Origin of the sequence: Thioalkalivibrio sp. (assembly GCF_007692535.1) — a bacterium.
Classification (GTDB): Bacteria; Pseudomonadota; Gammaproteobacteria; order Ectothiorhodospirales; family Ectothiorhodospiraceae; genus Thioalkalivibrio.
The window spans coordinates 1-20775 of sequence record NZ_REBW01000195.1 but is presented as its reverse complement, the minus strand read 5'-3'; the positions used below and the strand labels follow the sequence as shown (position 1 = coordinate 20775).

General features: G+C 65.6%; 22 protein-coding genes and 1 pseudogene. 20 read left to right on the top strand and 3 right to left on the bottom strand.

Annotated elements, in window-relative coordinates; genetic code table 11:
• Positions 1-88: 88 nt before the first annotated feature.
• On the bottom strand, positions 89-1057 hold the full coding sequence (gene ispB, locus EA346_RS11515) for an octaprenyl diphosphate synthase (RefSeq protein ID WP_296758718.1): 969 nt from the start codon (positions 1055-1057) through the stop codon (positions 89-91).
• Positions 1058-1248: 191 nt separating this feature from the next.
• Between ispB and rplU the strand changes: the two genes are divergently transcribed.
• The 4 genes from rplU to proB all read left to right on the top strand — a co-directional run bounded on the left by rplU (position 1249) and on the right by proB (position 4097).
• Complete coding sequence (gene rplU / locus EA346_RS11510; RefSeq protein ID WP_296758715.1) at positions 1249-1560, top strand: 50S ribosomal protein L21; 312 nt, start codon at positions 1249-1251, stop codon at positions 1558-1560.
• 12 nt (positions 1561-1572) lie between these two features.
• On the top strand, positions 1573-1833 hold the full coding sequence (gene rpmA / locus EA346_RS11505; protein ID WP_296748450.1) for a 50S ribosomal protein L27: 261 nt from the start codon (positions 1573-1575) through the stop codon (positions 1831-1833).
• Between the two features lie 88 nt (positions 1834-1921).
• Positions 1922-2986 (top strand): Obg family GTPase CgtA, encoded by a 1065-nt coding sequence (gene cgtA, locus EA346_RS11500; protein WP_296758713.1) that lies wholly within the window; start codon positions 1922-1924, stop codon positions 2984-2986.
• Positions 2970-4097, top strand: a complete 1128-nt coding sequence (gene proB, locus EA346_RS11495; RefSeq protein WP_296758720.1) for a glutamate 5-kinase — start codon at positions 2970-2972, stop codon at positions 4095-4097. The genes cgtA and proB overlap by 17 nt, the downstream gene beginning before the upstream one ends.
• A gap of 184 nt (positions 4098-4281) precedes the next feature.
• On the opposite strand, the gene rpsT is transcribed toward proB, so the two are convergent.
• Positions 4282-4551 (bottom strand): 30S ribosomal protein S20, encoded by a 270-nt coding sequence (rpsT, locus tag EA346_RS11490; RefSeq protein ID WP_296748447.1) that lies wholly within the window; start codon positions 4549-4551, stop codon positions 4282-4284.
• 280 nt (positions 4552-4831) lie between these two features.
• Between rpsT and EA346_RS11485 the strand changes: the two genes are divergently transcribed.
• The 11 genes and pseudogenes from EA346_RS11485 to EA346_RS11435 all read left to right on the top strand — a co-directional run.
• Positions 4832-5356: a DsrE family protein gene (locus tag EA346_RS11485; RefSeq protein ID WP_296758711.1), complete on the top strand. Its 525-nt coding sequence runs from the start codon at positions 4832-4834 to the stop codon at positions 5354-5356.
• A 154-nt stretch (positions 5357-5510) separates the two neighbouring features.
• On the top strand, positions 5511-7070 hold the full coding sequence (gene murJ / locus EA346_RS11480; RefSeq protein ID WP_296758708.1) for a murein biosynthesis integral membrane protein MurJ: 1560 nt from the start codon (positions 5511-5513) through the stop codon (positions 7068-7070).
• Positions 7071-7150: 80 nt separating this feature from the next.
• Entirely contained in the window at positions 7151-8098 is a 948-nt protein-coding gene (gene ribF / locus EA346_RS11475) for a bifunctional riboflavin kinase/FAD synthetase (RefSeq protein ID WP_296758706.1), read from the top strand.
• A gap of 19 nt (positions 8099-8117) precedes the next feature.
• Entirely contained in the window at positions 8118-10955 is a 2838-nt protein-coding gene (ileS, locus tag EA346_RS11470) for an isoleucine--tRNA ligase (RefSeq protein ID WP_296758703.1), read from the top strand.
• Positions 10955-11455, top strand: coding sequence for a signal peptidase II (gene lspA, locus EA346_RS11465; protein WP_296758701.1), 501 nt, complete (start codon positions 10955-10957; stop codon positions 11453-11455). Before ileS ends, lspA begins: the two co-directional genes overlap by 1 nt.
• Positions 11452-11913 carry an FKBP-type peptidyl-prolyl cis-trans isomerase gene (locus EA346_RS11460; RefSeq protein ID WP_296758698.1) on the top strand — a complete coding sequence of 154 codons (462 nt, stop codon included), beginning with the start codon at positions 11452-11454 and terminating at the stop codon, positions 11911-11913. Before lspA ends, EA346_RS11460 begins: the two co-directional genes overlap by 4 nt.
• A gap of 4 nt (positions 11914-11917) precedes the next feature.
• Positions 11918-12856: a 4-hydroxy-3-methylbut-2-enyl diphosphate reductase gene (ispH, locus tag EA346_RS11455; protein ID WP_296758694.1), complete on the top strand. Its 939-nt coding sequence runs from the start codon at positions 11918-11920 to the stop codon at positions 12854-12856.
• Positions 12857-12988: 132 nt separating this feature from the next.
• On the top strand, positions 12989-13417 hold the full coding sequence (locus EA346_RS11450) for a PRC-barrel domain-containing protein (RefSeq protein WP_296758692.1): 429 nt from the start codon (positions 12989-12991) through the stop codon (positions 13415-13417).
• Positions 13414-14262 (top strand): N-formylglutamate amidohydrolase, encoded by an 849-nt coding sequence (locus tag EA346_RS11445; protein WP_296758690.1) that lies wholly within the window; start codon positions 13414-13416, stop codon positions 14260-14262. The genes EA346_RS11450 and EA346_RS11445 overlap by 4 nt, the downstream gene beginning before the upstream one ends.
• Positions 14259-15080, top strand: a complete 822-nt coding sequence (locus EA346_RS11440; protein ID WP_296758689.1) for a transglutaminase family protein — start codon at positions 14259-14261, stop codon at positions 15078-15080. The genes EA346_RS11445 and EA346_RS11440 overlap by 4 nt, the downstream gene beginning before the upstream one ends.
• Before the next feature lie 143 nt (positions 15081-15223).
• Positions 15224-15307: pseudogene (locus EA346_RS11435) on the top strand (DUF3309 family protein); the annotation flags it as partial.
• Positions 15308-15384: 77 nt separating this feature from the next.
• Here EA346_RS11435 and EA346_RS11430 read toward each other — a convergent pair.
• Entirely contained in the window at positions 15385-15615 is a 231-nt protein-coding gene (locus EA346_RS11430; RefSeq protein WP_296758688.1) for a hypothetical protein, read from the bottom strand.
• A gap of 665 nt (positions 15616-16280) precedes the next feature.
• Here EA346_RS11430 and EA346_RS11425 point away from each other — a divergent pair.
• The 5 genes from EA346_RS11425 to EA346_RS11405 form a co-directional block, all read left to right on the top strand.
• Positions 16281-16472, top strand: a complete 192-nt coding sequence (locus EA346_RS11425) for a hypothetical protein (RefSeq protein WP_296758685.1) — start codon at positions 16281-16283, stop codon at positions 16470-16472.
• Between the two features lie 61 nt (positions 16473-16533).
• Positions 16534-16710, top strand: a complete 177-nt coding sequence (locus EA346_RS11420) for a CsbD family protein (protein ID WP_296758682.1) — start codon at positions 16534-16536, stop codon at positions 16708-16710.
• Between the two features lie 169 nt (positions 16711-16879).
• Positions 16880-17488 (top strand): PAS domain S-box protein, encoded by a 609-nt coding sequence (locus EA346_RS11415; RefSeq protein WP_296758681.1) that lies wholly within the window; start codon positions 16880-16882, stop codon positions 17486-17488.
• Positions 17489-17514: 26 nt separating this feature from the next.
• Positions 17515-20082, top strand: a complete 2568-nt coding sequence (locus tag EA346_RS11410) for a chemotaxis protein CheB (protein WP_296758678.1) — start codon at positions 17515-17517, stop codon at positions 20080-20082.
• Between the two features lie 502 nt (positions 20083-20584).
• Positions 20585-20775 (top strand): hypothetical protein (locus EA346_RS11405; protein WP_296758676.1); only part of this gene is annotated, 191 nt, incomplete at its 3' end.

Genomic DNA, 20775 nt, shown 5'->3' with positions numbered 1-20775 from the left:
GCACTCCATACGTCGCCCCCGGCATCCCGGCACGTCGGGTTACGCTGCGCTAACCCGACCTACAGAACTGTCCCCAAACCAGGGGCGGTCAGTATTCGCGTTCGACGGCGAAACGAGCCAGTTCGGTCAGGGCATCGCGGTGCGCAGAAGGCGGCAGGGACGCGATTGCAGTGATCGCCATTGCGGTCTCTTGCTCGGCCTGCGCACGGGCATAGTCCAGCGCCTGGGTGCGCTGGATCACGGCGAGTACCGCGTCCACCTGGTCGCGGCCGCCCGACTCGATGGCGCCACGGATCACGGCCTGGTCATCAGGCACCCCGATGCTCAGCGCGCGGATCAGCGGCAGCGTCGGTTTGCCCTCGGCCAGGTCGTCGCCCATCCGCTTGCCGGTGACATCGCTGCCTGAGGAGTAGTCGAGTACGTCATCGATCAGCTGGAAAGCGGTGCCCAGATGCATGCCGTAACGGGCAAGGGCCCGCTCCTCCGTCTCGGATCGTCCGGCCAGCACGGCGCCAAGCTGGCAGGCGGCCTCGAAGAGCTTGGCCGTCTTGGAGCGGATGACCTCCATGTAGCGCTCCTCGTCGACATCGGCGTCGTGGCAGTTCATCAGCTGCATCACCTCGCCCTCGGCGATCACGTTGGTCGCGTGGGCGAGGATTTCCATCACCCGCATCGACCCGACATCGATCATCATCTCGAAGGCACGGGAGTACAGGAAGTCCCCGACCAGGACCGCCGCCTCGTTGCCGAACAGGTGGTTGGCGGTCTCCCGTCCGCGGCGCAACTCCGAGGCGTCCACCACGTCGTCGTGCAGCAGCGTCGCGGTGTGAATGAATTCCACCACCGCCGCCAGCGTGATGTGGCCTTCGCCGCGGTAGCCGCAGGCGCGGGCAGCAAGCACGGCCAGCAGGGGCCGCAGCCGCTTGCCGCCGCTGCGGATGATATACTCGCTCAGCTGGTTGATCAGCACGACCGGCGAGGCAAGCCGCTGCCGGATGCAGTCATCCACGGCCTGCATGTCTTCTGCAGCCAAGGTTCGGATCGCGCTAATGGACATGCTTGCAGGCCGATAGCCGTGAGGGAGGGCGCCTGCATGCTAGGAACGGCTGGCTGGGGTGTCAAGCAGGGTTGGCCTGGAGCAGGCTTCCCGGGTGCCCTGGTGCCCGCCGGCGTTGACCGCAACGGGATCCGTTGCTAGTATTCCGCCCCTTTCGCGAGAGTCACTGCGCCAACGGAGTTTGAAGGATCATGTACGCGATCATCGCAACAGGTGGAAAACAATATCGGGTGGCCGAAGGCGACCTGCTCCGCATCGAGAAGCTCGAGGCGGACGTCGGTTCGGACATCGATTTCGACCAGGTTCTTCTGGTCGGAGAGGGCGATGACGTCCGCATCGGCGCTCCGCTGGTCGAGGGTGGGAAAGTCACCGCGACCGTGGATCATCACGGGCGGGGCGACAAGGTCCGCATCATCAAATTCCGTCGCCGCAAGCACCATCGCAAGCAGATGGGTCATCGGCAGTACTACACGGCCGTGCGCATCACGGGCATCGCCGGGTAAGGAGAGAGAGCAATGGCACATAAAAAGGCAGGCGGCAGCACCCGCAACGGTCGCGATTCCGAGAGCAAACGCCTCGGCGTGAAGCGCTTCGGCGGTCAGAAGGTTCTGGCTGGCAACATCCTGGTCCGTCAGCGCGGGACCCAGTATCACCCGGGCGAGAACGTCGGCTGCGGCAAGGATCACACCCTGTTCGCGAAGGCCGATGGCGAGGTCGTGTTCAAGGTCAGCGGCCCGCGCAACCGGCGCTACGTGAGCGTGCAGCCGCAGCAGTAGGCGCAGCCGCAACCCGCTTCCGAAAAGCCCCGTTCGTCGGGGCTTTTTCGGTTCCGGCCCCGGCCCCCGTTCGGCGAGAGGTAGACACATGAAATTCATCGACGAAGCGACGATCACGGTCAAGGCCGGTGACGGCGGCAATGGCTGTGTCAGCTTTCGTCGCGAGAAGTACATTCCCTTCGGCGGCCCGGACGGCGGCGACGGCGGCGACGGCGGCAGCGTCTGGCTGCTCGGTAACGACGGCCTGAATACGCTCGCCGATTTCCGCTTCCAGCGCCGTTTCGAGGCCCAGCGGGGTGAGAACGGCCATGGCCGTAACCGCACCGGGCGCTCCGGCACCGACCTGGAGGTCCCCGTTCCTGTTGGTACGCAGGTCTTCGATGCCGACACCGGCGAGATGATCGGCGACGTGACGCGGGCCGGACAACGCCTGCTGGTCGCGCAGGGTGGCTTCCATGGTCTGGGCAACGCCCGCTACAAGAGTTCGACCAACCGTGCGCCGCGCCAGAGCAAGCCCGGGACTCCAGGCGATCAGCGTGCCTTGAAGCTGGAACTCAAGGTGCTGGCCGACGTCGGGCTGCTCGGGCTGCCCAATGCCGGCAAGTCGACTCTGCTGAAGCAGGTCTCGGCGGCCGAGCCCAAGATCGCGGATTACCCGTTCACCACGCTGCACCCGCAGCTGGGTGTCGTGCGGGTGGGGCAGAACCAGAGCTTCGTGATGGCGGACATCCCTGGGCTGATCGAGGGCGCCGCCGAGGGTGCAGGCCTGGGCATCCGTTTCCTGAAGCACCTTGCGCGCACGCGCCTGCTGCTGCACCTGATCGACGTCGCGCCGCCCGATCCGGACGTCGATCCGCTCGACGCCGTGGAGACGGTGGTCGCCGAACTGGAAAGCTACAGCACGGAATTGGCGCAGCTGCCGCGCTGGCTGGTGCTCAACAAGACCGACCTGCTCGACGAGGAGAGCCTCGCGGCGCTGCATGAGCGGGTCGCCACGAGGATCGTCCCCGGCCAGCCCGTATTCGCAATCTCCGCGGTCACCGGCGCCGGTGTCGCCGCGCTGATGCAGTCCGTGATGCGCGACATCGAGCAGCGGGATGCGGCCGGGACGGATGGCGGGGATGTTGCCGGGGATCATGCGGAAGATGCGTGACGGTTTTCCGAAGGCCCGCCGGGTCGTCATCAAGATCGGCAGCGCCCTGATCACCGCCGAGGGCACCGGCCTCGATCGGCCTGCCCTGACCGGCTGGGCCCGTGAGATCGCGGAACTGCGGAAGCAGGGGCTCGATGTCGTCCTGGTTTCCAGCGGGGCCGTTGCCGAGGGCATGCATCGGCTCGGCATGCACGAACGTCCGCACGCGCTGCAGCTGCTGCAGGCTGCAGCGGCGGTCGGGCAGATGGGGCTGATCCAGGCCTATGAGCGGGAGTTCGCCAGTCACGGCCTGCACGCCGCGCAGATCCTGCTGACCCACGACGACCTCGCCGACCGGCCGCGCTACCTGAACGCACGCAGCACCATCCAGGCCCTGCTCACCCTGGGCACCATTCCGGTGGTGAACGAAAACGATACCGTGGCCAACGACGAGATCCGGTTGGGCGACAACGACACGCTGGGCGCCCTGGTCGCGAACCTGGTCGTGGCCGATCTGCTGCTGATCCTGACGGACCAGGAAGGCCTGTTCGACCGGGATCCGCGCGCCCACGCCGACGCCTGCCTGGTCAGCGAGGGCAAGGCCTCGGATCCGGCGTTGCACGGTTATGTGTCGGCCCGGTTCGGCCGCGTTGGCCGTGGCGGCATGGCCACCAAGCTCTTCGCGGCGGAGCGGGCGGCACGTTCCGGTACCCATACGGTGATCGCGTATGGACGCCAGCCCAATGTCATCGCACGGGCGGTGCGGGGCGAGAACCTGGGCACCTGGCTGAAGCCGGATCGCGAACCCCTGGCGGCGCGCAAGCGCTGGCTCGCCGACCAGCTGCATTCGCGTGGGGAGCTGGAACTCGATGCCGGTGCCGCGCGGGTGGTGCGCGAGTCCGGACGCAGTCTGCTCGCCGTGGGCGTGGTCGATGTGCGCGGCGGATTCCGGCGCGGTGAGGTGGTGACCTGCATCGACCCCGATGGCAAGGCGATCGCTCGCGGTCTCTGCAATTACGCAAGCGACGAGGTGCGGCGCATCCGTGGGCTGAAGGCCGAGGCGATCGAGGCGGTGCTGGGCTACGTAGCCGAACCCGAACTCATCCACCGGGACAACCTCGTCCTGCTCTGAGGGGTATGGAGTGCGGGAGCTTGCTCCCGCTTTATGGTCAGGGGCTGACCCCTGCCGTGGCGGCAAGCCGCCGCGAACCAAAGCGGGAGCAAGCTCCCGCGCTCCATAAACGAAAAAGCCCGCCGGGGTTGGCCGGCGAGCTTTTTCGTTTGGGTGCACGAGCGAACCCGTGCGGGATCAGGCATCAGGCCTGGCCCATCTCCCGAATGCGGGCGTTCAGGCGGCTCTTGTGCCGCGCGGCCTTGTTCCGATGGATCAGGCCCTTGCCCACGGTCGAGTCGATCACCGGCACGGCGTTACGGTAGGCGGTGCTGGCGCCTTCCTGGTCGCCGGCACGGATCGCCTTGAGCACGCTCTTCATCGAGGTGCGGAAACGGGAACGCAGCGCCATGTTGTGGGCGCGGTTCTTGACGGCCTGTCGGGCCCGCTTGCGTGCTGATGCGATGTTCGCCAAGGCGAGTTCCTCTTGAATACCAGTGAAGCGTCGGAAAGGGTGCGAAAAATACATGGAACGGGCCGGGACGTCAAGCCAGCCCGTAGGAGGCCGGCCCCCTGGCCGATTGGATTCGGCCCGGCGGTGCCTTCGGCGAGGTGCCGGTCTCGGAAACGGGGATTGAAATCGACGCGTCCTGCGTCCTTGGGTCATAGTCACTCGGCAAGTGCCGGCTCGGGATCACGTTCATCGTGCCCGGTCCCGTGCCTTGCCCGACGAATCTGAATAACAGGAGAGGACCATGAACTCTATCGCACGCCGCACCCTTCCCGGTCTTTCGCTCGGCTCGCTGGGCATGGCCGCAGTGCTGCTCTTCGCCGGCCTGCTGCTGACCGTGCCCCATGCGGCTGGCGCAGCCGAGGCGCGCGTGGTGTATCACGCCGACTATGCCGATCCTCGGCGCTTCTCCGCGATGCTCACCAGCATCAACAACATGGTGATGCACTACGACAACAACTTCATCGATCACGACGTCCGCATCGTGTTCGTGGCGCACGGCGTGCGCTTCGTGACCGACGACGCGTTGGCCGAGACTCCGTTCGCAGAGGATGATCAACTGCGCGAGGAGCGTGATTCGCTCCGTGGTCGCCTGCTGACCCTGAACAACCTGCACAATGTCCGCCTGGAGCTCTGCGAGATCACCCGCAGCCAGATCGGCCTGGGTCAGGACAAGGTCTACGACGCGGTCGACTTTGTCCCCTCCGGCGTGGTGCGCATCGCCGAGCTGCAGAACGAGGAAGGCTTCGCCTACATCAAGATCGAGTAACCGCCCTCCGGGCTATCTGCCCCTGCCGTTCACGGCGGACCGCCCCGCAGGGACCTCCGCCGCCTCGTAGCGCGCCGCGGTCCCTCCGGGGTCGCGTTTCGCCAATTCCGCCGGGTACCCTACACTTGCGCTTTTTCAGGGACCCCGGCCGGCCGTGAATCGCATCTTCCGTTCCACCGCCATCGTCAGTGGCATGACCCTGATCTCACGGATCCTGGGCTACCTGCGCGACATGGTGCTGGCGGTCACCTTCGGCGCCGGCGCCACGACCGACGCCTTCTTTGTCGCCTTCCGCATTCCCAACTTCTTCCGCCGGCTGTTTGCGGAGGGTGCCTTTTCACAGGCTTTCGTGCCGGTCTTCGCGGAATACCGGGAGAAGCACGGGCGCGTGGCCCTGCGCGACCTGCTGGATCACACCGCAGGTGCGCTCTTCACCGCCCTGACGCTGGTGACGCTGGTCGGCGTGCTCGCGGCGCCCTGGCTGATCTGGGTCTTTGCCCCGGGCCTCGCCCAGGCCGAAGGCCGCCAGGACCTCGCGGTGCAGATGCTGCGCATCACCTTTCCGTATCTGCTGTTCATCTCCCTGACCGCGATGGCGGCCGGGATCCTGAACAGCATCGGCCGGTTTGCGGTGCCGGCCTTCACCCCGGTGTTCCTGAACCTGGCGCTGATCGCGGCGGCGCTGTGGGGTGCGCCCCTGTTCCCCGAGCCCATCGTCGCGCTTGCCTGGGGCGTATTCCTTGCGGGAATCCTGCAGCTCGCGTTCCAGGTGCCGTTCCTGATGCGGGCCGGACTGCTGCCCAGGCCCCGGTTCCGGCGCGCACACGCAGGGGTGCGGAAAATCGTGCGCCTGATGCTGCCGGCAATCCTCGGGACCTCCGTGGTCCAGATCAACCTGCTGGTGGACACCGTGATTGCATCTTTCCTCGTCGCAGGCTCGATCTCGTGGCTCTACTTTGGCGATCGCTTCGTCGAGCTGCCCCTGGCCCTGTTCGGCATCGCGATCGCCACCGTGATCCTGCCGCGCCTGTCCGGCGAGCATTCCCGCGCCGACCAGGCCGCCTTCGGGCGCACCCTGGACTGGGCGCTGCGCCTGTCGCTCCTGGTAGCGCTGCCGGCCACGGCCGGCCTGATCGTGCTGTCGGTGCCGATCCTGGCCACACTGATCCAGTACAGCGCCTTTACCGAACACGACACCCGCATGGCTGCGATGGCGTTGGCCGCCTACGGCCTCGGACTGCCCGCGTTCATCCTGATCAAGATCCTCGCTCCGGGCTTCTTCGCCCGCCAGGACACGAAGACGCCGGTGAAGATCGCGGTGATTGCGATGCTCGCAAACATGGTGTTGAACCTGCTGTTCGTGCTGCCCTGGTACCTCTCGGGCATCCCGGGTGCCCATGCCGGCCTCGCGCTCGCGACCTCGGCCTCGGCCTACCTGAACGCCGGACTCCTGTACCGTGGACTCCTGCGCGAGGGCATTTACCAGCCGGGACCGGCGCTGCCGCACTTCCGGGTCGGGCTCTGGTCGGCGCTGGCGGTGATGGTCGCGCTCTTGATCCTGCTCGCCCCGGGCTGGGACCAGTGGTCCGACTGGGCCGCCACCCAGCGCGGCATGGTGCTGTTCGGCCTGATCGCCGCGGGCAGCGGGTCCTTCCTGCTGACGCTCTGGTTGGCGGGGCTGCGCCCGCGCCAGTTCCTGCTGCACGACGCCTGAAGATCCATCACTGCGCCCGGGTTCGGGTGTGGTCGCCACGAGCGCGGGGTATACTTCCGCTTTTGCGCGGATGAGTGGCGATGCGGCTGTTGCGCGGCTTGGGCCCTCGCGGACCGGTGTACTCCGGGGCGGTGGTCACAATCGGGAATTTCGACGGCTTCCATCGGGGGCATCAGGCGGTCGTGTCGCGCCTGCTCGCGGCCGGGAAGAGCCTGCGCGCGCCCTCCGTGCTGATCACCTTCGAACCTCTGCCGCTGGAATTCTTCGCGCCCGAGCGCGCGCCGGGGCGCCTGCAGCGTTTGCGCGACCGCGTCGAGTTCCTGCGCACGACCGGCCTGGACGCCGTGTGGGTGATGCGCTTCGGCGCCACGCTGGCGAACGAGCCGGCGCAGGGTTTCGTGGAACGCGTGCTGCATCGATCCCTGGGTGCGCGGCACGTGCTGGTCGGTGACGATTTCCGCTTCGGCAAGGGGCGCGGCGGCGACTTCGCGCTGCTGGAATCCATGGGACGCGATCTGGGCTTCACCGTGGAGTCGACTCCGACCCTGGCAGACGCCGAGGGACGTATCAGCAGCACCCGGGTCAGAGCCGCCGCGCAGGCCGGCGATTTCGACGCCGCCGCCCGGTTGCTCGGGCGTCGCTACGGGATCTGCGGCCGGATCTCGCACGGGGACAAGCGTGGCCGTGTGATCGGTTTCCCCACCGCCAACGTCCGGCTGGGTGCGCAGCCGATGGCGCTGCGCGGGGTATTTGCCGGGTGGCTGTTCACGCAGCGCGGCGATACCTTTCCCGCGGTCGCCAACATCGGCTGGCGGCCGACGGTCGCCGGCACCGAACAGCGGCTGGAGGCCCACGTGCTGGACGCCAGTCCCGATCTTTACGGCGAGCTGGCGCGCTTCGAACCGTTGGCGGGCATTCGCGGCGAACAACGTTTCGAATCGCTCGACGCGCTGAAGGCCCAGATTGCGCGTGACGTCGCGGCGGCGCGTGCCGTTTTTGCAAACCCATCCTTGCAGCAGCCGGCCTGACCGGCCCACCGGAACTCCCATGGCACGAAAACCGGCTCCGCCGAATCCCTACAAGGACACGCTCAACCTTCCGGAGACAGCGTTTCCGATGCGGGCGAACCTGGCCCAGCGCGAACCGGGGTGGCTCTCCGAATGGACTGCGGCACGCCGCTATGACCGGCTGCGCGAGCACTGCGCCGGGCGGCCCCGCTTCGTGCTCGCCGACGGTCCGCCGTACGCCAACGGCTCGATTCACGTCGGGCACGCCGTGAACAAGATCCTGAAGGATTTCATCGTCAAGAGCCGGACCCTGTCCGGCTTCGACGCGCCCTTCGTTCCCGGCTGGGACTGCCACGGGTTGCCGATCGAGCTGAAGGTGGAGCAGAACCTCGGGAAGGCGGGCAAGGACGTGGACCCTGCCACCTTCCGCAGCGCCTGCCGGGCGTACGCGGCGGAGCAGGTCGAAGGCCAGAGCGCCGATTTTCAGCGCCTTGGCGTGCTTGCCGATTGGGATCACCCGTACCTGACCATGGACTACCGTGTCGAGGCCGATACCATTCGCGCCCTGGGCCAGATCATGTCCAGGGATCACGTGCAGATGGGCGAGAAGCCGGTGCACTGGTGCGTGGACTGCGGCTCGGCGCTGGCAGAGGCGGAGGTGGAATACGAGGACAAGATCTCGCTCGCGATCGACGTCCGCTTCCGGGTCTCTGACGAGATCGATCTGCTGCGGCGCATGAATCTCGAAGGCGATTCGGACGGACCGGTCAGCGTGGTGATCTGGACCACGACCGCCTGGACGCTCCCGGCCAACCAGGCAGTTGCGGTGAATCCGAACCTGGGCTACGTCCTGATTCAGTTCGAACGCGAACGCCTGCTCGTGGCCGAGGATCTGATGGAGGGCAGCTGTGGGCGCTATCAGCTCGGCGAGTGCCGGATCGTCGGACGCGCCAGCGGGTCGAGCCTGGAGGGACTGCAGTTGCGGCACCCGTTCCTGGACCGCGAGGTGCCCATGATCCTCGGCGAGCACGTGACGACCGAGGCGGGCACCGGTTGTGTCCATACCGCTCCGGGCCACGGACAGGACGATTACACGGTAGGCCTGCGCTACAACCTGCCGGTCGACAACCCGGTGGGGCCGGATGGCTGTTTCCTGCCCGGCACGCCGCATTTCGGCGGCGAGAACGTGCACCAGGCCAACGCGCACGTGGTCGACGTGCTGCGCGAGCGAGGCAACTTGATCGTGGTCGAGAAGATCCATCACAGTTACCCGCATTGCTGGCGCCACAAGACCCCGACCATCTTCCGGGCCACGCCGCAGTGGTTCATCAGCATGGAGCGGGCCGATCTGCGCCATGATGCCCTGCGTGCGATCACCAGGACCCGCTGGTTGCCCGAGTGGGGTGAGGCGCGCATTCACGGCATGGTGGAGAAGCGTCCGGACTGGTGCATCTCGCGCCAGCGCAACTGGGGTGTGCCGATCCCGCTGTTCGTGCACCACGAGTCGGGGCGGCTGCATCCGCGCACGCCAGAGCTGCTGGAGCAGGTGGCGCAGCGGGTGGAAGAGGCGGGTGTCGAGGCCTGGTTCGCGTTGGCTCCGAAGGATCTGCTGGGCGAGGATGCCGGAGACTACCTGAAGTCGAAGGACACGCTGGACGTCTGGTTCGATTCCGGCGTGACCCACTTCACCGTCAGCGGCCGTCGGCCGGAACTGGGTCTGCCCGCCGATCTCTACCTCGAGGGTTCGGACCAGCATCGCGGCTGGTTCCAGTCGAGCCTGCTGACCAGTGTCGCGATGCACGGCGAGGCGCCCTATCGGGCCGTGCTGACCCACGGATTCACCGTGGACGAGAAGGGCGAGAAGATGTCGAAGTCGCGCGGCAACGTGGTCGCTCCGCAGGAAGTGGTGTCCACGCTGGGGGCCGACATCCTGCGCCTGTGGGTCGCCGCCACCGATTTCTCCGGGGAGATGGCGATCTCCGACGGCATCCTCGAGCGCACGGCAGATGCCTATCGACGGATCCGCAATACCACTCGCTTCCTGCTGTCCAATCTGAACGGCTTCGACCCGGGTCGCGATGCGCTTCCCATGGATGCGCTCCTGCCGCTGGACCGCTGGATCATCGACCGGGCGCTGGGGGTGCAGACGCAGGTGGTCGGCGCCTATGACGCCTACCAGTTTCACCAGATCTACCAGCGTGTGCACAACTTCTGCTCGGTGGAACTGGGCAGCTTCTACCTCGATGTGATCAAGGATCGCCAGTACACCACGCCGGCGGAGAGCCGCGCCCGCCGCTCCGCCCAGACCGCGATGTACCACGTAGCGGAGGCGCTGACCCGCTGGATTGCCCCGATCCTGAGCTTCACCGCTGAGGAAGTCTGGGGCCTTCTCCCCGGAGAACGCGCCGAGAGCGTGCTGTTCAGCCAGTGGTATGACGGCCTGCAGCCGCTGGCCGCGGATGCCGTCTTCACGGCCGCGGATTGGGATCGCATCCTCGAGGTGCGCACCCACGTTGCGCGCGCGGTCGAGGTCGCGCGCAACGAACAGGGGATGGGTGGCTCGCTGAATGCCGAGATCGACCTCTACGTCGAAGGCACGACTGCCGACCTGCTACGCCGCCTCGACGATGAGTTGCGTTTCGTGCTGATCACCTCGGATGCCCGGGTGCGCACCGAAGCCGCCCCGGCGGGGGTTGCGCCCGTGCACCTCGCGGACGGGTCTCCGCTGGCCATCGTCGTGCGCAGGAGCGAGCATCCCAAGTGCGTTCGCTGCTGGCACCGGCGGCCCGATGTCGGATCCCACCACGAGCACCCGGAACTGTGCGGGCGCTGCGTCGACAACGTCGCCGGCGCCGGCGAGAACAGGCGGTACGCCTGATGTGGGGCACCAGCGGTCTGCGCCCGGGGCTGGCGCTCGCGGCCTTTGTGGCCCTGGTCGACCAGGTCACCAAGCTGTGGGCCGAGCGGGCACTGACGCTCTATGCCCCGGTCGAGGTCACCAGCTTCTTCAACCTGACCCTGGTCTACAACCCCGGTGCCGCATTCAGCTTTCTGGCTGCCGCCGGCGGCTGGCAGCGCTGGGCACTCTCGGGAATCGCCGTGGGGGTCGGGCTGCTGATCTTCGTCTGGCTGGCGCGTGTGCCGCGCCAGGCCTGGCTCTCGGTCGCCTCGCTCGGCCTGATTCTCGGCGGCGCCATCGGCAACCTGGTGGACCGGGTGCGGATCGGCCGGGTCGTCGACTTCCTCGACTTTCACTATGCGGGACTGCACTGGCCCGCCTTCAACGTGGCCGATGCCGCGATCACGGTGGGCGCGATCTGCCTGATCGTCGCGACCTTCACCGAGCAGCGGGTCACCGACAACAAGGGGAAGTCATGAGCGTCATTGCACCGGGAAGCCGGGTGGTCATGCACTACAGCCTGCACCTGGAGGGCGGGTTCGTGGCCGACACCTCGGGTAATGAACCGCTGGACTTCGTACTGGGGGACGGCACGCTCGAGCCGGGACTGGAGCGGCACCTGGTCGGACTGGAGCCCGGCGCGCAGAGGGAATTTGCGATCGCTCCGGGAACCGTGTTCCCCTTTCCGACCAAGGCTGCGGTGCAGGTCATGGAGCGTTCCGCGTTCCCGAAGGACATGCCCCTGGAGCCCGGCTTGATCTTCGAATTCAACACTCCGGCCGGTGACGTCGTGCCCGGACGGATCCGCAGCCTGGAGGAGGGTGCCGTGACCGTGGATTTCAATCACCCGCTGGCGGGCCAACCCTTCAGCTTCGTCGTCGAAATCCTCGAGGTTGGGGATGCGCCTGCGGCGGATTCCATTCCGGAGCGGGACTGAGCCCATGGAAATTCTCCTGGCCAACCCGCGAGGTTTTTGCGCCGGCGTCGAGCGTGCGATCGAAATCGTGGAACGGGCGCTGGAGATCCATGGCGCGCCGCTCTACGTGCGCCACGAGGTGGTGCACAACCGGCACGTCGTCGACCGTCTGCGCGCGGAAGGCGTGGTGTTCGTGGAGGATCTCGACCAGGTGCCCGACGGTCAGGTGGTGATCTTTTCCGCCCACGGAGTGCCGCGGCGCGTGCAGGAGGAGGCGGGCCGTCGCGGCCTGCAGGTCTTCGATGCCACCTGTCCGCTGGTGACCAAGGTCCATCTGGAGGTGAGCCGGTATGCCCGCGAGGGCCGTGAGGTGGTGCTGATCGGGCATGCGGGTCACCCTGAGGTCGAGGGCACGCTCGGACAGTTCGACGCCCGGCACGGGGGCCGGATGTACCTGGTCGAGTCCCTGGCCGATGTGGTCGCTCTGGACGTCGTCGATCCCGGTCGCCTCGCCTATGTCAGCCAGACGACGCTGTCGATGGACGATACCGCGGAGGTCATCGATGCCCTGCGCGCGCGCTTCCCAGCAATCGAAGGCCCGCGGAAGATGGATATCTGCTACGCGACCCAGAACCGCCAGGATGCGGTCAAGGTCCTCGCCAGCCAATGCGACCTGCTGCTGGTGGTGGGTTCGAAGAACAGTTCCAACTCCAACCGCCTGCGCGAGATCGGCACGCGGGCCGGGATCGACGCCTACCTGGTCGATGGGCCGGTCGACGTGGATCCGCAGTGGCTGCAGGGGAAGCGGCACATCGGGGTAACGGCGGGGGCCTCCGCGCCGGAGAACCTGGTCCAGGACCTGATCCGGTACCTGGAATCAAAGGGTGTCGAACAGGTCAGCGAAGTCGCCGGGCGCGAGGAAGCGGTGACCTTTTCCCTGCCGCAGGCACTGCGTCGCGCCTGAGTTCGGGGTGTCCGGCACTATGCGTGCCAGCGCACGGACCCCAGCCGGCCTTTTCCGTAGTCTCTATCGACCCGGGCGCAGGATACCGGGGCGCGGTGTGGCTGCATCGCGCATCGCCACAAGGAGAAGCGCATGAGTTTTGAAACGAGCAGTGTCGACATCGTGGCCCACTACAGCTATCCCGAAGGTGCGGCAGGTCCTCTCCTGAGCGCCGGGTCGCTGATCGGCAACAAGGTTTGCACCCGGAAGGGCGAAGAACTGGGTGACATCAAGGAGCTGATGCTGAATACGATCACCGGCAACGTGTGCTACGTGGTCTTGGCCGCCGGCGGCTTTCTCAGCATGGGCGAGAAGCTCTACGCGGTGCCATGGAGCGCGTTGACGCTGGACACCCCGAACAAGCGCTTCGTCCTCGACGTCGACGTCGATCGCTTCAAGCACGCGCCCGGCTTCGACAAGCATCAGTGGCCGGACATGGCAGATGAGACCTGGTCAAAAAAGATCCATTCCTACTACGACCTTCAGGGCGCCCCGGTGAGAGGGGCCACCACGGAGGCATGAACAACCGCGGTCCTGGCCAGCAGGGCCATGCCGGCGCCGCGCTGGTGATCACCTGCGAGCACGGCGGTAACCGGATTCCCCCGCCATATCGCGCCCTCTTCGCGCCGCACCGGGCGCTGTTGCGCTCCCATCGCGGCTTCGACGCAGGGGCGCTGGTCATGGCGCGAGCACTTGCGTCGGAATTCGGCGTTCCTCTGTTGACGGCGACGGTGAGCCGACTGCTGGTTGATCTGAACCGTTCGGTCGGGCATCGCCAGCTGCATTTCGATCCGGTTCTGGAACTGCCCGACACCCGGCGGCAGCACATCCTGCAGCGTTACTACCAGCCATATCGCAGCCAGGCCGAGCGTCTCGTGACCGAGGCAATCGCCGAGCGCGGGCGGGTCATCCACCTTTCCTGCCACAGCTTCACGCCGGAGTTGGACGGCAATCGACGAACCGCCGACATCGGCCTGCTGTATGACCCGGCCAGGCCGGGCGAGAAGGCGCTGTGCGCGCGCTGGAAGCGCATGTTTTCGATCCATGCGCCCGAACTCGCGGTGCGCCGCAACTATCCCTATGCCGGTCGCAACGATGGTCTGACCACGTGGTTGCGGAAGCGCCATTCCCCCGAGGCCTATGTCGGTATCGAAATCGAAATCAACCAGAAGCACGTGACGCGCACCACGCAGCAATGGACCACGCTGCGCGAGGCGGTGATCGAGTCCTTGCACGCAGCGATGACCGCCTGCGATGACCCGGCCGCCCAGGCAAAACCTGGCCGCGGGCCGAACCGGGCCATCGCCACCCAATCACCGAACGCGGTCTCCGAACCGAGGCGTCGCGCGACAGGAGTGCGAACATGAAGATCCGCATAGGCTATGAACTGATCTACGATTGCCCGCAGCCGACGCCGATGATTCTGACCCTGAACGTGCATTACACGCGGGCCTCGGACATGGTCGCTCCCGACCATCTGGTTGCCGACCCGCCCGTCCCGATGTCGGCGTATCGGGACGGGTTCGGTAACTGGTGCACGCGCATCGTCGCGCCCAGGGGTCTTTTGCGCCTGTCCGCCGATGCGGTGGTGCGCGACACCGGGCTACCCGATGTGGTCGTGCCGCAGGCGCGCCAGATCCCGGTGCAGGAATTGCCCGACGACACGCTGCAGTTTCTGCTCGGAAGTCGGTATTGCGAGACCGATCGCCTGTCGGACATTGCCTGGTCCCTGTTCGGCAATACGCCGGCGGGGTGGGCGCGGGTACAGGCGATCTGCGACCACGTTCATCGCCATATCGAGTTCGGCTATCAGTACGCACGACCGACCAAGTCGGCATTTGAGGTTTTTCATGAGCGGGCGGGGGTCTGTCGCGACTACGCGCATCTGGCGATCGCCTTTTGTCGCTGCATGAACATTCCGGCACGCTATTGCACCGGCTACCTCGGGGACATCGGCATGCCGCCGCCCTATGCGGAGATGGATTTCGCCGGCTGGTTCGAGGCCTGGCTGGATGGTCAGTGGTACACCTTCGATCCGCGCAACAACATGCCGCGTATCGGGCGGGTTCTGATCGCGCGTGGTCGCGACGCCGCCGATGTGCCGATCAGCACTACCTTCGGCCCCAACACGCTGCAGTGCTTCAAGGTGCGCACCGACGAGGTTGTCGAGCCTCCGACCACCTGACCAGGGACGTGTCGACCCTGATTGGGTCGAACGGAAGCCCGCTTTCCACGGTTTCCTTATTCGGTTCGCGTTTCATGACGTTGGCGGGTGGTCCCGCTGGTCGAGCCGCTGAAAAAGGGCGGGAAGACCCCTTTGCAACGGGCCGGGGCTGGGGTTACGCCCCGAGCGGAGTCATCGGGATCGTGCTGATCGTCCTGCTCGTGCTGCTGTTGGCGGGCCGGATCTAGAGCCGTCCGACGTCTTTCCTGATGACGAACATGCAACGGACCACCTTACCGCCCGGGAGACTCCTGCATACGCGATTTCAGATCCATATTTTCGAATCCCGCAGGACGTTTCCTGGTGCGATCCAACCGGGGCGCTGCCAGATCGCGTGCACCACGCGATAGTCACCCGGAAAGACGGCCGGGTTCACGCAATCGACGGCGGTCGCCTGGGTCAGCCCATCGGGGGAGTCGTTGCCGGCTGCTCCGGCACCCAGCGTCAAGACCGCCAGGACGCCGAGCATTGCGCCAACTGCATGCATCACTTTCATGACTAGCCTCCTGCATGGCTCGGAGAGGGGTGCGTGCGGGCCAACGCACCGGCCGCACGCTGGAAGGTGGTAATACCGCGGATGTCGCGGTCAGCAACGGCTTCGGACCCAACATCGCGCGGCGGTTCAAGCTGCGTACCGCAGGAGTTAGCGAGACGCCGCGGTTCTGAGCCGAACCAATCCCCGGTCTTACCGAAGTCCGAGGAACCCAAGGATGAACAGGACGATAACGATGGCGCCAACGATGTAGATGATCTGATTCATGGCTTTCTCTCCTCTGTATGAATGGGCCAGACGATGGAACGGCCGACCCTGATGCTTCGGGTACTACGTTACACGCGGCCGGATGCTGTGTCGGTACGGTGCCGCACAGAGGGGCCTGGTACCACTGATGCCTGGCGGGGGCCGCGCGCGGGTCCGGAAGGCTGGCGGGGAAGTCAGGGCCGCGCCGGCCGCGCCCCGTTTCAGAAAGACGACCTGCAGGCGTCCGGGCTGATGATCTCGACGCGACGGCGCTGTGAACGACCCGAAGCGGTGATGGGTCTCGCCCTTCCCGCGGGCTATGTTGGGTAGCAGACAGACGTGCGGACGGGGTCACCGTAGTCTCCATTCAAGAAACAGGATTGCTTCCACGCCGGAAACAACGGTGACCAGGAGAAAAACCAATGACGAAATTCCAAGCAACAACGGGCACGGCCCTGGTTTTGGGTCTGCTACTTGTCGCGCTGTCCGGTTGCGAAAAGGGTCCGGCCGAGAAGGCAGGCCAGAGCGTCGACGATGCCGCCGACAAGGTGGGTGAGTCGCTCGAAGACGCCGCTGACAGCATCCAGGATGCAGGCCGGGACGCCCGCGATTGACGGACGGCTCGAATCTGCCGAACGCAATTCCTTTATCGTCATACGTGATCAGGAGAACAGCATGAACAAGGACCAGATCAAAGGCCGCTTCGAAGAGACGAAGGGCAAAGTGAAGCAGGTGACCGGCAAGGCCGTCGGCAACAGGGAACTCGAACACAAGGGAAGGGTTCAGAAGGCCGGCGGGAAGATCCAGGCGGGATATGGCGACCTGAAGAAAGACGTCAAGGATTCCACCTGACTCGGGCCCTCGCAGCGCCCTCCCGGTTGCCTCAACTCCAAGGTACGTCTGCGGTACTATCCGGGTTACGGTCTACGTAATCCGGCATCGGGGCAGGCCACCGGAATCCGGGTTCTCACCGCGCAGACCAGGCGAACGCCACTCGCCCTCTAATGTCATCGGAGGCTGTATGCCCAATTTCACCCATGAGACCGGAGGGCATGAGCGGCTGCGCTTCGACGCTGAGGAACAGCTCAGGAAAGGCTCCGCGCCCCCCACCCGCGGCTGGACGGTTAGTGCGGACGCGCTGGAGCTCCTACACCGGTTGGCGAGCAACCCGGACAGTGCCGGCGAGGCCGTCAAGTTGCTGCATGAGCTGCGGACGCATCAGGTGGAGTTGGACCTGCAGCTTGGACAACTGGAGGCCAACGAGCAGGAGCTTGGCCAGGAAAGGGATCGGTACAAGGCCCTGTTTGATTTCGCGCCCGTCGGCTATTTCGCCGTGGGTCTCGATGGACGGGTCATCGAAACCAATCTGGCTGGGGCCGAATTGCTTGGGGTCGCAAGAGACGGCCTCGTCGGCCACACCGTCAGCAGTTTCCTGGCGCCTGAGAGCCGGCCAGCGCTCGCCGGTCTGCTGAACGAGCTGGCCAACGGATGCTCGAGCGCGTCCTGCGAGGTCCAGTGCGCGGGCGGTGGAGGCGGTTTGCGCCGGTTTCATGTCATTGCGGACCTTTCTGCGAGCGGCGAGGCCATTTTGATGATCGTTTCGCCGTACGACCGATTACCTGGAGTCTGACCACGGTCTGAGGAGGGTGCTGGGAGATGGGGGCTAGCGTTGCCCACAACTCGACGGGGGCGACACGTGTCGTGGGCATCGGCGCCTCGGCCGGTGGCCTGGTGGCACTGGAAGAGTTCCTGGGACAGATACCGCGAAACAGCGGCTTGGCCTACGTGGTCGTGCAGCATCTTGATCCGACGCAGAAGGCGCTGCTGCCCGAGTTGCTGCAGCGTGCGACCGCGATGCCGGTGCGCGAGGCCGAACAGGGCACGCGTGTCGAGCCTGACCGTGTGTACGTGATCCCGCCGAACACCGAACTGAGCGTGCTCGACGGCGCCTTGAAGCTTGCCAGACCCGCAGAGCCGCGGGGCCAGCGACTGCCGGTCAACGTTCTGTTTTCCTCCCTGGCCAGCGAACAGGGCGAACGAGCCATCGCGGTCCTGCTCTCCGGTATGGGGTCGGACGGTACGCTGGGCTTGCAGGCCATCAAGGCGGTGGGCGGCCTGACCGTCGTTCAGGAGCCCGAGTCAGCGCAGTTCGATTCCATGCCCAAGAGCGCCATTGCCGCGGGTTGTGCCGACATTGTCGCGCCGCCCGCGGAGTTGCCGGCCCGCATCCAGGCTTACGTGGCCCGGGTTCGGGATCCGGACACCCCGGGTCGCGAAGATGAGGCGGCGGCCGCAGCCGGGACAACGCCCCTGCAGCAGGTCGTCCGGCTACTGCGCCAACGCACCGGCCATGACTTCTCGCTTTACAAGCCGAGCACCCTGCACCGCCGGGTGGAGCGGCGCATGGTCATTCACGGCCTCCCTTCGCTGGCGCTGTACGCCGAGTTTCTGGAACGCAACGTGCAGGAGGTCGACCTGCTGTTCAAGGAGTTGCTGATCGGCGTGACCAGCTTCTTTCGTGATCCCGCTGTCTGGGAGTATCTGGCGGAAACGGCCCTGCCGGAACTGCTGACGCGGCGAACAACCGAGCCCAGTCTGCGTGCCTGGGTGGTCGGCTGCTCCACGGGAGAAGAGGCCTATTCCCTGGCCATGATATTCAGCGAGGTGGTGGAGCGGTTGCCGCAGCCGCATGAATTCACCCTGCAGATCTTCGCGTCGGACCTGAGCCCGGACGCCATCGCCACGGCACGCCGCGGCATATATCCTCTTTCGATCAGCGCCCAGGTGTCTCCGGACAGGCTGACCCGCTTCTTCAGCGCCCACGAAGGCCACTACCAGATCAATCCAGGAATCCGTGGCATGGTGCTGTTTGCGCAGCACGATGTGGTGCTCGACCCCCCATTCACCAAGATCGACCTGATCGCCTGCCGCAACCTGCTGATCTACTTCGGAACCCAGTTGCAGCGCAAATTGTTGCCGCTGCTTCACTACAGCCTGCGCCCCGGAGGCCTCCTGTTGCTGGGGGGGGCCGAGACGGTGGGGCAGTTCCATTCCCTGTTTGCCCCCATCGAGTCCAAGCTTCGGCTCTATCTGCGCCAGGATCAGATCCCAGTGGCCGGCGCCAATTTCCTGTTGAATTCCTTTCCTCCGCTATCCAGTACAAGCAAGGAGAACCGCGTGTCCCCGCCCAATGCTCAGACCCCGCTCGCCGACAACCTGCAAACGGCGGCAGACCAGGTATTGCTGCAGGTGTATGCGCCGGCGGCGGTCGTGCTCAATGGCGACGGGGATATCGTCTACATCAGCGGGCATACGGGGAAGTACCTGGAGCCTGCGGCCGGCAAGGCCAGCTGGAATATCTTCGCGATGGCGCGTGAGGGCCTGCGCGGACCCCTGGTTGGCGCACTGAAACAGGCCGCCGCCAGGCACGAACCGCTGCACCTGCACCACGTGGAAGTGGCGACGCCAGCCGGCGTACAACTCGTGGATGTCACGGTGCAGGCGTTCCATGAACCCGCCGCTCTGCGGGGCATGATGATGATCGTGTTCCGCGATCGCGCGCTTGCCCCGACTGGCGGGCGTCGGCGCAAGGCGAAAGGCGCGGGGGCGGTACGGCAGGAGGCCGAGATACAGCAATACCGAGAGGAGGTCGAGGCCTTGCGCGAGGAGGCGCGGGCATCCAGGGAGGAATTGCAGTCAGCGAACGAGAAACTGCAGTCCACCAATGAGGAACTGCAGTCCACGAACGAGGAACTGATGACGTCCAAGGAAGAAATGCAGTCCATGAATGAGGAACTGCAGACCATCAATGCCGAGCTGCAGACCAAGCTGGACGATCTGGCGCGGGCCCAGAGCGACATGCAGAATGTGCTCAACAGCATCGAGATCGCGATCCTGTTTCTGGACCAGAATCTGAACGTCCGACGCTACACCGCTCGGGTCGAGACGATCATCAAGGTGCGGGAAAGAGACATCGGCCGGCCGCTCAGCGACCTGAACACGAGCCTGCGCTACCCCGACCTGCTTGACGATGCGCGCCAAACCCTGCGCACCCTCGCGTTTTCGGAGAAGCAGATTCTGGCCGATGATGGCCGGTGGTTCTCGGTCCGCATCATGCCCTATCGCCGGCTGGACAATGTGATCGACGGGGTGGTGATCACCCTGGTCGACATCACCGAGACGAAGAAACTGGAAGCGGCACTACGCCAGCAATCGGATCCGTGAAGCTGAGGGACGCGGCTGGAACGCCGTCCACGCTGCTTGGCTGCGCTGCATCGCCGAACATACCTTCCTGTCTCCTGATTATCACGGAAGCTCCGCAAAGGCCCCCTTCGCGCGCAAGGCGTGCTCCCACGGGTCCTTGCCCTTGTAGGAGCCTGCCTTGCAGGCGAAGGTTTTGGCGGTTTCGCTGCGGTCAATGCGATGTTCCCGGCCTGCTGAGGATTCTTGATAATCAGGTCCTGTCTTGACACTGGGGTCCACTTCATCTGTGGGGGTTGGAGGGATCGCCCGACCGCCGACAGGAGGGCGGTTCCATTTGTTCGGCAGCGCACAGACGCGAACCCGACGGAGTGTCATCATTCGTACCGGACCGTCGCGCCAACCGGTGTCATTGAGCCGGAGTGGCGACCAGTTGGAGTAGGGTTCCTCTTGGTTGCCCCTTGCTGAAAGAACGGGAGTCGCCAGCGCGATGGTACTCGTACCCGTTACAGATCCAGGAGACAGCATGCACTACAACGATGCAGGAAATGGTGCTACCGAAGCCAGCCGCCCCAAGGATTCCAGCGCAGCCATGGAGGCTCGCCGGTTCACCCACCTTGCCGGCAGCACGCTTGCCACGATCTGGAGGGGGCAGGAAGAGTTGAGGCAGCGAATCCTGGTCGCGAACTCGTCGGCAGCTTCGCCCCGGAACATGCA

Bases quoted from the DNA above. Each gene is read 5' to 3' on its own strand.
- ispB (WP_296758718.1), bottom strand. From the start codon at position 1,057: ATGTCCATTAGCGCGATCCGAACCTTGGCTGCAGAAGACATGCAGGCC.
- rplU (WP_296758715.1), top strand. From the start codon at position 1,249: ATGTACGCGATCATCGCAACAGGTGGAAAACAATATCGGGTGGCCGAA.
- rpmA (WP_296748450.1), top strand. From the start codon at position 1,573: ATGGCACATAAAAAGGCAGGCGGCAGCACCCGCAACGGTCGCGATTCC.
- cgtA (WP_296758713.1), top strand. From the start codon at position 1,922: ATGAAATTCATCGACGAAGCGACGATCACGGTCAAGGCCGGTGACGGC.
- proB (WP_296758720.1), top strand. From the start codon at position 2,970: ATGCGGAAGATGCGTGACGGTTTTCCGAAGGCCCGCCGGGTCGTCATC.
- EA346_RS11485 (WP_296758711.1), top strand. From the start codon at position 4,832: ATGAACTCTATCGCACGCCGCACCCTTCCCGGTCTTTCGCTCGGCTCG.
- ribF (WP_296758706.1), top strand. From the start codon at position 7,151: ATGCGGCTGTTGCGCGGCTTGGGCCCTCGCGGACCGGTGTACTCCGGG.
- ileS (WP_296758703.1), top strand. From the start codon at position 8,118: ATGGCACGAAAACCGGCTCCGCCGAATCCCTACAAGGACACGCTCAAC.
- lspA (WP_296758701.1), top strand. From the start codon at position 10,955: ATGTGGGGCACCAGCGGTCTGCGCCCGGGGCTGGCGCTCGCGGCCTTT.
- EA346_RS11460 (WP_296758698.1), top strand. From the start codon at position 11,452: ATGAGCGTCATTGCACCGGGAAGCCGGGTGGTCATGCACTACAGCCTG.
- ispH (WP_296758694.1), top strand. From the start codon at position 11,918: ATGGAAATTCTCCTGGCCAACCCGCGAGGTTTTTGCGCCGGCGTCGAG.
- EA346_RS11450 (WP_296758692.1), top strand. From the start codon at position 12,989: ATGAGTTTTGAAACGAGCAGTGTCGACATCGTGGCCCACTACAGCTAT.
- EA346_RS11445 (WP_296758690.1), top strand. From the start codon at position 13,414: ATGAACAACCGCGGTCCTGGCCAGCAGGGCCATGCCGGCGCCGCGCTG.
- EA346_RS11440 (WP_296758689.1), top strand. From the start codon at position 14,259: ATGAAGATCCGCATAGGCTATGAACTGATCTACGATTGCCCGCAGCCG.
- EA346_RS11430 (WP_296758688.1), bottom strand. From the start codon at position 15,615: ATGAAAGTGATGCATGCAGTTGGCGCAATGCTCGGCGTCCTGGCGGTC.
- EA346_RS11425 (WP_296758685.1), top strand. From the start codon at position 16,281: ATGACGAAATTCCAAGCAACAACGGGCACGGCCCTGGTTTTGGGTCTG.
- EA346_RS11420 (WP_296758682.1), top strand. From the start codon at position 16,534: ATGAACAAGGACCAGATCAAAGGCCGCTTCGAAGAGACGAAGGGCAAA.
- EA346_RS11415 (WP_296758681.1), top strand. From the start codon at position 16,880: ATGCCCAATTTCACCCATGAGACCGGAGGGCATGAGCGGCTGCGCTTC.
- EA346_RS11410 (WP_296758678.1), top strand. From the start codon at position 17,515: ATGGGGGCTAGCGTTGCCCACAACTCGACGGGGGCGACACGTGTCGTG.